Raw genomic sequence first — 8,676 nt, forward strand, 5'->3', positions numbered from 1 at the left:
CGCAGCCGTCCCGTGGCGGTCAGCCCACCACCATCCGCATACCTCACACACCACCAGATACAGCCACCACACCACACCCATCAGGGACTTCCACACAGTCCACCCTGACGCGCCGAAGTCAGTAATCAGGTTCCCCTACGGCGAAGGACTCGCCTTGAAGATTCCCCGCCGGAGGACCCCGCCCGCTTCCACGGCCGCCGACCGCGCGGACGCTGCCGCGACGCACGCTCAGATGGCCCGCTTCGCCGTCGAGGACGGCAGCGACGGCAACGAGGTTGAGCATCGATGCCGCAAGGCCGTCCGCGCCGCGAAGGGGCAGCCAGTCCTGCCCCGTGACGACCCGAACAGCACCCGGGACTGACCCACTGGCTCGGCTGCGGCAGCGCGTCTTGCACGAGACCGCGTCCCGTCCGAACGGCGGGGCCGCAGTCCGGGGGCCGCCCCCGGCTGACCCCCGCTGGCGCGGGGAGGACGAGCCTTCCTGCTGAGTGAACTCCTTCTGCTGTGGCTGACCCCCGCGGGTGCGGGGAGGACCCTTCGCGACCTGCACCGCTCTGACGGCTTTGCCATTTCGTGACGGTCCGGATCGGTCTGTTGAGGTGTCAAGGAGCCGGGTCCATCGTGACAGACTGGTGCTGACGGTGTAGCGGTCAGTGGCGGTCTGTGGAGGTGGCTCTTGTTCACCGGTGTGCGTACCGTGATGACGTTCGCCGTGGACCCCGAGGCGTCGGCACGTTGGTGGGGTGGGTTCCTGGACGTTCCCGTGAAGACGGATGTCAGCGACTCCGGGGCGGTCTACGCGTGGGTAGAGGTCAGCGGGGTCGAGGTCGGCTTCCATCCGGTGGACGACGAGCGCAACCCTCGGGGTGGCAGCCCAGTCGTCTATTGGAGTGTGGACAATGTCGACCTGGTCCGGGAGCGGCTGTTGGCGGCCGGCTGTGAACACCACCGTGGCCCTCTGACGGTCGAGCCCGGCCGGCGGATCGCCCAGCTGCGCGACCCGTTCGGCACGATCGTCGGCATCGAGGGCCCGTAGCAGAGCACGCCGAGGCCGGGTGCCCCACCGACTGTGGCAGTCGGTGGGGCACCCGGCCTTCGGTGTTCACCGGTCCAGGCCGTGCAGGCTTTCCAGTCCGGTGGCTGCCGCGTACGCGCGCAGGGCGGACTTCAACGAGCCAGCTGTCCAGCGGGCGCCCCGGGCCGCGGTGGCGTCGAGGTAGAGGCCCAGCACCTGAGTGGGGCTGAACTCGTGCCCGGCCTGCCGTAGGACGGCGGGCAGGGTGACCAGGTCGATCAGCCCGGTGACGTCCGGGCGCACGCTCTCCACGTCGAGCAGCACCACGTCGCCGTCCGGGCGTCGGCGCAGGTGCTCGGGTTTGAGGTCGAGGTGGCCGAGTGGCACCAGGCCAGGGCCGAAGGCGTCCGCGTGCGCGGCCAGCGCCTCGGCGTACGCTGCCGGGTCGGTGATCCAGGCCGGGGCCGGGGCGTTCCGCAGGGCGGCGAGGGTGAAGCCGGCCATCGCCTCGGCGGCTTCGGCGGGCAGCCGCAGTGAGGCGGTGTGGACGGCGGCGACGCGGTCGGCCAGCACGGCGGGCGTCCGCGGTCCGCTCCACTCGGCGGGCTCGGGCAGGTACTCCAGCAACAGCGACAGCGACGTCTCGCCCTCCGCGTACAGCCGGGCGACCGGGGCGGTGTCGGCCAGCAGCGCGTACGCCAGCGTCTCCCCGGCGTAGGCGGCCGAGTCAGCGTGGAGTTTGAGGACCAGCGAGCCCTGCGTCGAGGGCCGGTGCACCGCGAACACGGCGGCGGTGTACCTGGCACTGATCACGCTGATTCTGCCGTTCACGCCGGGGTGGTCGGCGGCGAGGGCCCGGCGGGCCCGCAGGAGGAGGTCGACGGGGTCGGTGGGCATCGGGGTGGCCAGCCATCCGGTGGGGCGGGTGCGGGCGAGCCCGGTCAGGGCTTCGGCGGCGGTGGCCGGCTCGGTGGTCACCGGGGGACTGCCGGGACGGTGATGCCGGAGGCCAGGTTCGTGTAGGAGCGGGCGGCGAGGTCGGGGCGCTGGTGCTCGCCGTAGATACCGAAGAGGGCGTAGACGAGGCTGTCCAGAGGGCGGCCGATGTGCCAGCACTCCATCGCGCCGCCGGCCACGTCCCACACCTGCAGGCGGCCCTGGAGGAGGGCGAGGTAGTCCTGGTAGAACATCTCGGCGCCGAACGGGTAGACGGCCATGGCCTCCTCGCGGCCGGTCGCCTCGACCCGGACGAAGTCGGCGGTGGTGACGTCCCAGGCGAACTGGAGGAGCTCGCCGCCGGGGCCGTCCTTGAGCCGCAGTACCGCACGGTGGGGGCCGAGCGGGCCGGAGAGGTACTCGTGGATGCTGCACGCCAGCACGCCGGTGCCGGTTGCCAGCAGTTCGCGGCCCAACCGCGGCAGTTCCTGCTGCAGGAGCTCGAGGGCCCGGTCCTGGTCGGCTGGTTCGTCGGCGAGCGGGGACAGGCGGACCGCGCCGGGGTCGGCGAGGAACGCGGCATGGGCGACCAGCGACTCGTACTCGAAGTCGTCGTCGATCCGCACCCAGCCGACCCGGTCGACCGTCACCTTCTGCGCCGGCGAGGCCGGGACGGTCAGCCGCTCGCCCGGGCGCGGGCCGTGGACGTGGAAGAGGTGTTGCAGGCCGTTGGCGGCCGCGGCCATCTGCGGGTGGTCGCAGTACAGGAACGGTCCGTGCGGGGAGGTCGGGGGCAGGAAGCCGTTGCCGCACAGCGCCACGTCCCCAACGCCGTCGAGCGGAGCGAGGACGTCGAGCAGCAGTTGGTTGAGGACGGCCAGGCCGGTCCTGTGGCGGGTGCCGCCCACGCCGGGCAGCAGGTTGACCGAGGAGGCGGGCATGCCGTGCGGCACGATCTGGGAGTTGTTGGAGACCACCGCCATCCGGGGCACGGGCCGGGTACCGTCGGCGACCTGCTGCAGGTAGAGGTCGGAGGGGTCGGCGTCGACCGCGACGAACACCGCCGGTCCGTCGCCGACGCGCAGGCAGGGCTGGACGACCCGGTCCTCCCAGAACAGGGTCCGGGCGCCGGCGGGGTAAAGGGTGACGCGCAGGTCGCCCAGCTCGATGGGGATGGTGTGGTCGACGCGGCGGACCTCGAACCCGAGGCGGACGATCGCTTCCTCGACCGGGGCGGGCAGCAGCGGCCCGGTCCAGACGGGCACCCGGCGGTCCAGCAGGTCGAGCGAGGGCAGGTGGAAGTGGTCGAGGTGCTCGTGGGTGAGCACGACGGCGTCCGGGCGGGGCATCAGAGCGGCGTCGATCCGGCGCGGCGGCCAGACGCGGCACTCGGCCCGGCCGGGTAGGCCGAACGCCTCCGTCAGGACGGGGTCGATCAGGACTCGGTGGCCGCCGCCCTGGACCAGCCAGGTCTGGTGGCCAAGGAACGTCAGCTCCAGGCGGGTGTCCACAGCTTTGCCTCCTCGATGTGCGGGACCGGGGCTCGAGGATCCGGTTGGGTGGGGCGGCCCCAGCCGCCCCACCCAACCGGAGTCACTCAGTGGTGGTAGGTGTGCGGGGCGGCGGCCAGCGCGCCGGTGCCGACGAGCCGGGCGACCTTCGCCTGGAGCGCGGCCACCTTCTTCGGGTCGAGCGTGACGGCCGCGGCCTTCACCGGGGTAGTGGTCTTCATGGCGTCCTCCTTACGCAGAGGGGATGGGGGACCGGCCGGGAAGGCCGGCCCGATCGGGTGCTCCCAGTTCACCGCCGGGCCGGGCCCGGGTCGAGGCCGGATCACCGGACGCTTCACCGGACACCGTGACGGCCAGGCACCAGTCCCTCGCCCACGGTCGCTGGCAATCGCTACCGTGGTGGTCCTGACTCCGGGGGTGCCCATGCCCGAACACGCCGTCGCCAACTGGCGCTTCGTCGCCGCCCGCGTCGAACGCAGCTGGCACACCCAGGAGGACTTCGCCGCCGCCTACGACGAGACGGCCCGCGAGCTGCAGGAGCAGGCGAGGATCTCCGTGCGGCAGGTGAGGCGGTGGGAGTCGGGCGAATCGACCTGGCCCAACCGAGACGCCCGGCGCGTCCTGAAGGCGATGTTCGACTGCCCCTCCGAGGACCTCGGCTTCCGACGGCCCGCCCGGCCCACCGGCCGGCGCCGTGGCGCGAACGGACGACAACTGGAGGAGCACGTGCGCCGACGGACGTTCCTGGGCCTGGCGGGCGCCACCCCGGCGCTCGACCTCACGGCCCTCGACCGCCTCACCGCGGCCGCCGACGGCGCCCGCCGCTGCGACAAGGGCGAACTCCTCGGCCACCTGCGGACCACGCTGGACGACGCCGCGCGCGCCGACGGACTCACCGGCCCCCACGAGGCATTGCCCACCGTGCTGGGCCTCCTCGCAGCGATCAACTCCACCGCCCGCACCTGCGCCCCCGGCCTGCGGCGCGAGCTCCTGGCCCTCGGCGCCCGGGGCGCCGAGCTCGCGGCCTGGCTCCACCGGGACGCTGGCGCCGGTGCCCCGGCCGTCGCGAACTGGCACCACCAGGCGAAGGAATGGGCGACGCTGACCGGCGACGGCCCCATGCACGCCTACGTCCTGCTCCGCCAGGCCCAGGCCACCGACCGCACCGAGGCGGCCCGAATGCTCGACCTCGCCCGCGCCGCCACCGACGGTCCCTGGACACTTCCGCCCAGACCCCGCGCGGAAGCGTTCCAGCAGCAGGCACGGGCGCTGGCCCTGACCGGCGCCCGCGTCGAGGAAGTGGCCCGCACGCTCGACCAGGCGCACCGTGTGCTCGACCGGGCCGTCCCGGCGAGCGGGCCCGCCACCTGTACCGGCCCGCTCGGTGACGCCTACACCCGCGAGCGGCTGATGGTGCAGAGCGCGATCTGCTACCGCGAAGCCGGCCAGGCCCACCGGGCGGTCGGCCTGTTCGGCGAGCACCTCGTCACGGCCGCCTTCGCGCCCCGCGACCGGGCGTTCTTCACCGCCCAGTACTCCGGCGCCCTGGTCGCGGCCGGCGAACCGGACGAGGCCGCCTCGGCCGCGATGCAGGCCCTGGAACTCGCCGCCGGCGCCCGTTTCGGGCAGGCGCTCGCCGAACTCCACCGCACCGCCGACGATCTCGCGCCCCAGGCCCGGCGCCCGGCCGTCCGCGAGTTCCGGCAGCGGTTGGGCGAGCTGGCCACCGTCTAACCGGCCAGGAAGCCGCTCACCCGCTCGATCACCTCGCGCTGCCAGGCCTGCGACTGCGGGTCCAGGTACTGCGGGTCGTCGTGGACGGCGAAGCCGTGCTGGGCACCGTCCAGTTCCACCAGTTCCACCGGCCCGCCGAACATCGGCCGGTGCCGGCGCGAGGACTCGATGGGCACGAAGGTGTCCGCGGTGCCGTGCACCATCAGCACCGGCGCCCGTACCCCGGCCAGGATCGCCGGGGTGTCCAGGTAGAAGACCTCGTTCAGCAGGGCCCGGTTCAGCTCGAACGGCGACTTCTCCGTGAAACCCTGCTCCTCCAGCCGCACCGCCATGTCTCCGGACAGGTAGTCGTTCGTCCAGCCCGGCCGGGAGGTGACGTACCGCTCCTTGTAGTCCAGCCGCGGGTTCAGCAGCACCAGTTTGGCGACCTCGTCGGGCCGGTGGGAAGCGTGCAATGCGGCGGCGCCACCGGAGAACGACGCGGCGATCACGTGCACCGGCCCCGGCTGGCCGACATGCGAGCGCAGGTGGTCGCCGGCCGCACGGATGTCATTGGCCACCGAGGCGATAGTCAACTCCGACTCGCGCCCGCCGCTGGCTCCGTGCGCCCGAAGGTCGAACCGCAGGCTGGTCACACCAGAGGCAGCCAGGCCGGCGGCCAGGCGCGCGAAGAACCCGCTCTCCTCCCGGGTCACCCCCGACCCGTGAACCAGCACCGCAACCGGTCCCCGTACATCTGTAGGGCACACGGTGCCGAAGAGAGCAGTGCCATCGAGGGACTGAAACGCCGTCTCGTGACCATCCATGAGCAGATCGTAGCGACCCGGCCGGGCGCTCGGGAGAAGCAGCACCCCTGAGTCCGAGTCGTCGCAGGGCAAGGAATCATCTCCACCGACCACAAAGACCTCTGCTGGTCGTCGCCCATAAAGGCTGACCCCGCGGGTGCAAGGAGCAGCCCGGCGGCGGGTTCCCCACCCAGAGCATCGCGGAATCACCCCCGCGCCTGCGGGGAGGACGAGATCAGGCCGAGAAGCGGCTCCACGTGCAGCGGCTGACTCCCGCCTGCGCGGGGAGGACCACGGGCCAGGCGCGGGGGTGGTGCGGGTTTCCGGCTGACCCCCGCCTGCGCGGGGAGGACACCGCAGCACGCCGGAAGCGCGAGCCGAAGGACGGCTGACCCCCGCCTGCGCGGGGAGGACCCTTCGCGACCTGCACTGTTCTCACGGCTTTGCCGTTCCGTGACCTGGCTGCCGGAGGTCGTGGTCCGGGCTGGTCTGTCGAGGTGTCAAGGAGCGGGATCCATCGTGGCAGACGGTGGTGGCGCCGGGGTGTTGTCCGCGGACAACACGGGGTCACTGCTGGCCCCGCCTGCACGGGCAGGACTTGACCACCGACCGCGCCCGGTTCGGGGTCTCCGGCCGACTCCCGCGCGTGGAGGGCGTCACCGGCTGTGGGGCGGGTTCCGGTCGGTCTTCTGGTGGGTCGTCGGCCTGTTGCTGGCGGGTCGCGGGGCGGCTGGATCGGTGGCCGTGTCGTCGGGGTGGTCTAGCCTCACCGGGGGGTAGGCGATCGATACCGTGGAGGGGTTCGGATGAGTGGCCTGGGCTGGATGTACGGGAGGGACCTGCCGCTGGTGAGTGTCACGTTCGCCCGTGGCCTCACTCCGCGTCGGCTCCTGGAGCGGATGGGGGCGGACCCCGCCACACTCGCCGAACGGAGTAGCGCTGCGTTCCGCGAGGATTTCGGCGACATCCTCTTCGAGGACGACGCCTACGTGGTCACCGCCGGCCGGTACGGGTCGTGGGCGTGGGCGTGGGAGCACAGCAGTTGGCTGTGCGTCGAGGGCGACGAACTGCTCGCCGCGGTCTCGGACGGGACGGCGGCACTGGCCCTGCACGCCAACGAGAAGCCCATGGTGGAGTTCCGCTATGCCGAGAACGGCCGGCTGGTGACCGGTCTGAACACCCTGCTGGGCATCGGGCCCGAGCACCGGTCCGGCCACGACCCCCACCGCTTCGACTCCGAGCTGCGGGCACTGGGCGCCCTCCCGGACACCGAAGAGACCGGACCGCTCGGACTGCGCGGGCTCTTCTACCGTCTCGCCGAAGGACTCGGCGTGGGCATGGACCAAGCCGACCTCCATACCGGGAAGGCCCTCACCGCCCGACTCCGCCCTCGCCCCGACCGAACCCCGTGACACCCCCCACCCGACGGCCGACGCAGCCCGGCCGGCCACCGACAACTTGGACAACGGCTGACCCTTCGCTCGCGAGGAGGACCTCTGCGAGGTTGACCCGACACTGGCCGGCATCGGCTGGCCCGCGCGCCTGCGGGGAGGACTACTCCGTCCAGCACTACCCCCGCGACATCGCCGGCTGACCCCCCGCAGGCGCGGGGAGGACAAGCCCTACCTGGGGTGGCGCCCCGATACCTCCGGCTGACCCCCGCGGGTGCGGGGAGGACCCCTTCGCGACCTGCACCGTTCTGACGGCTTTGCTTCTTCTTGACCGGTCTCCCGGGCGTAGCGGTCCGGGCCAGTCTGTTGAGGTGTCAAGGAACGGCGCCCATGCTGGCAAGCGCCAGCGACAGCTGGCACGCGCTGGTCCAGCTGGCTGGCGCGTGGCGCACCCCATCGTCCGCCGTCCTCAGCACCGCCGGTAGCGTTGTCCGCAAACAGCCTGGGGGGATCCAGTGACGCAGTCCTTGCACTTCAGCTGGGAACTGAGCGGCTCCGGCTGGGCAACGTGCAGGATCTGGGACGGCTCGACGAAGCACCGGGAGATCGTCAGCTACTGCACAAACGCGCTCGCCGACCTGTTGGAAAGCATGGCGGGCCTCTACGGCCCCCACGGCATCCAACGGTTCTCGTTCGACCTTGAACCGGTAGAGGCGCGGTGGATTCTTCGTCGCCGAAACAGTGACGTGCACATCGCGATCCGCCGCTTCCCGGACATCTGGACGAGCTCCGACGCACCGGACGGGAAGGGCACCCTCGTGTGGACATCCACACGTCCTCGCACCTCCCTGGCGCATGCGGTCCTGATGGCTGCCGAGAAGGTGCTGCGAACCCACGGCGAGGACGGCTACCTCCAGAAGTGGCGCCGGCACGTCTTCCCGACCACCGAACTGAAAACCCTTCGGCACCTGCACCTGGCAGCGGACGACTGCGCTCTCCAGCACTGAACCAACGACCCCTCACAGCACACACAAAAGCTGAGCCAGAACCCAAATTCAGACACTGCCGACAGACCCCCGCGCTGGCAGGGAGGACGAACCCCGCCTCCAGCTCCCAGATCCCGGCGGAGGCTGACACCCGCGCCTGCGGGGAGGAGTCTGACGCCCTGGCCGACGGCCTCACCCAGTTCGGCTGACCCCCGCGCCTGCGGGGAGGACCGAGACCTTGCGCATGGCCAAGTTCTGGGCGTGCGGCTGACCCCCGCCTGCGCGGGGAGGATGGCGAGGATGGCGGCGCCGATGGGG

At 71.9% G+C, this 8,676-nt stretch carries 9 protein-coding genes; 5 read left to right on the plus strand and 4 right to left on the minus strand.

Features of this window, described 5'->3' with window-relative positions; all coding sequences use genetic code 11:
- Positions 1 to 154: 154 nt before the first annotated feature.
- Together ADK60_RS17940 and ADK60_RS17945 are read left to right on the plus strand one after the other, a co-directional pair.
- Positions 155 to 361 carry a hypothetical protein gene (locus ADK60_RS17940; RefSeq protein ID WP_053647218.1) on the plus strand — a complete coding sequence of 69 codons (207 nt, stop codon included), beginning with the start codon at positions 155 to 157 and terminating at the stop codon, positions 359 to 361.
- Between the two features lie 315 nt (positions 362 to 676).
- A complete protein-coding gene (locus tag ADK60_RS17945) occupies positions 677 to 1,036 on the plus strand; it encodes a VOC family protein (RefSeq protein ID WP_053647219.1) in 360 nt (119 codons plus the stop codon).
- A gap of 66 nt (positions 1,037 to 1,102) precedes the next feature.
- Here the strand turns inward: ADK60_RS17945 and ADK60_RS17950 are convergent, their stop codons facing one another.
- The 3 genes from ADK60_RS17950 to ADK60_RS47695 form a co-directional block, all read right to left on the minus strand.
- Positions 1,103 to 1,993 carry a hypothetical protein gene (locus ADK60_RS17950; RefSeq protein WP_053647221.1) on the minus strand — a complete coding sequence of 297 codons (891 nt, stop codon included), beginning with the start codon at positions 1,991 to 1,993 and terminating at the stop codon, positions 1,103 to 1,105.
- The gene (locus ADK60_RS17955) at positions 1,990 to 3,462 is read right to left on the minus strand and encodes an MBL fold metallo-hydrolase (protein WP_053647224.1); all 1,473 of its coding nucleotides are present in this window, start codon (positions 3,460 to 3,462) and stop codon (positions 1,990 to 1,992) included. The genes ADK60_RS17950 and ADK60_RS17955 overlap by 4 nt, the downstream gene beginning before the upstream one ends.
- An 86-nt stretch (positions 3,463 to 3,548) precedes the next feature.
- Entirely contained in the window at positions 3,549 to 3,683 is a 135-nt protein-coding gene (locus tag ADK60_RS47695; RefSeq protein ID WP_286185285.1) for a hypothetical protein, read from the minus strand.
- A gap of 202 nt (positions 3,684 to 3,885) precedes the next feature.
- On the opposite strand from ADK60_RS47695, the gene ADK60_RS17960 reads away from it, so the two are divergent.
- A complete protein-coding gene (locus ADK60_RS17960; RefSeq protein ID WP_053647226.1) occupies positions 3,886 to 5,196 on the plus strand; it encodes an NsdA family TPR-like regulatory protein in 1,311 nt (436 codons plus the stop codon).
- Here the strand turns inward: ADK60_RS17960 and ADK60_RS17965 are convergent.
- Positions 5,193 to 6,002, minus strand: coding sequence for an alpha/beta hydrolase (locus tag ADK60_RS17965; RefSeq protein WP_053647228.1), 810 nt, complete (start codon positions 6,000 to 6,002; stop codon positions 5,193 to 5,195). The two genes, ADK60_RS17960 and ADK60_RS17965, sit on opposite strands and share 4 nt — an antisense overlap.
- 785 nt (positions 6,003 to 6,787) lie before the next feature.
- Between ADK60_RS17965 and ADK60_RS17970 the strand changes: the two genes are divergently transcribed.
- A complete protein-coding gene (locus tag ADK60_RS17970) occupies positions 6,788 to 7,393 on the plus strand; it encodes a DUF6461 domain-containing protein (protein WP_053647230.1) in 606 nt (201 codons plus the stop codon).
- Positions 7,394 to 7,887: 494 nt separating this feature from the next.
- A complete protein-coding gene (locus ADK60_RS17975; protein ID WP_053647232.1) occupies positions 7,888 to 8,379 on the plus strand; it encodes a hypothetical protein in 492 nt (163 codons plus the stop codon).
- Positions 8,380 to 8,676 lie beyond the last annotated feature (297 nt).

Source organism: Streptomyces sp. XY431, from assembly GCF_001279805.1.
Classification (GTDB): domain Bacteria; phylum Actinomycetota; class Actinomycetes; order Streptomycetales; family Streptomycetaceae; genus Kitasatospora; species Kitasatospora purpeofusca.

Excerpts from the sequence above, each read along its gene's own strand:
- ADK60_RS47695 (WP_286185285.1), bottom strand. The coding sequence starts at position 3,683 with ATGAAGACCACTACCCCGGTGAAGGCCGCGGCCGTCACGCTCGACCCG.
- ADK60_RS17960 (WP_053647226.1), top strand. The coding sequence starts at position 3,886 with ATGCCCGAACACGCCGTCGCCAACTGGCGCTTCGTCGCCGCCCGCGTC.
- ADK60_RS17965 (WP_053647228.1), bottom strand. The coding sequence starts at position 6,002 with ATGGATGGTCACGAGACGGCGTTTCAGTCCCTCGATGGCACTGCTCTC.
- ADK60_RS17970 (WP_053647230.1), top strand. The coding sequence starts at position 6,788 with ATGAGTGGCCTGGGCTGGATGTACGGGAGGGACCTGCCGCTGGTGAGT.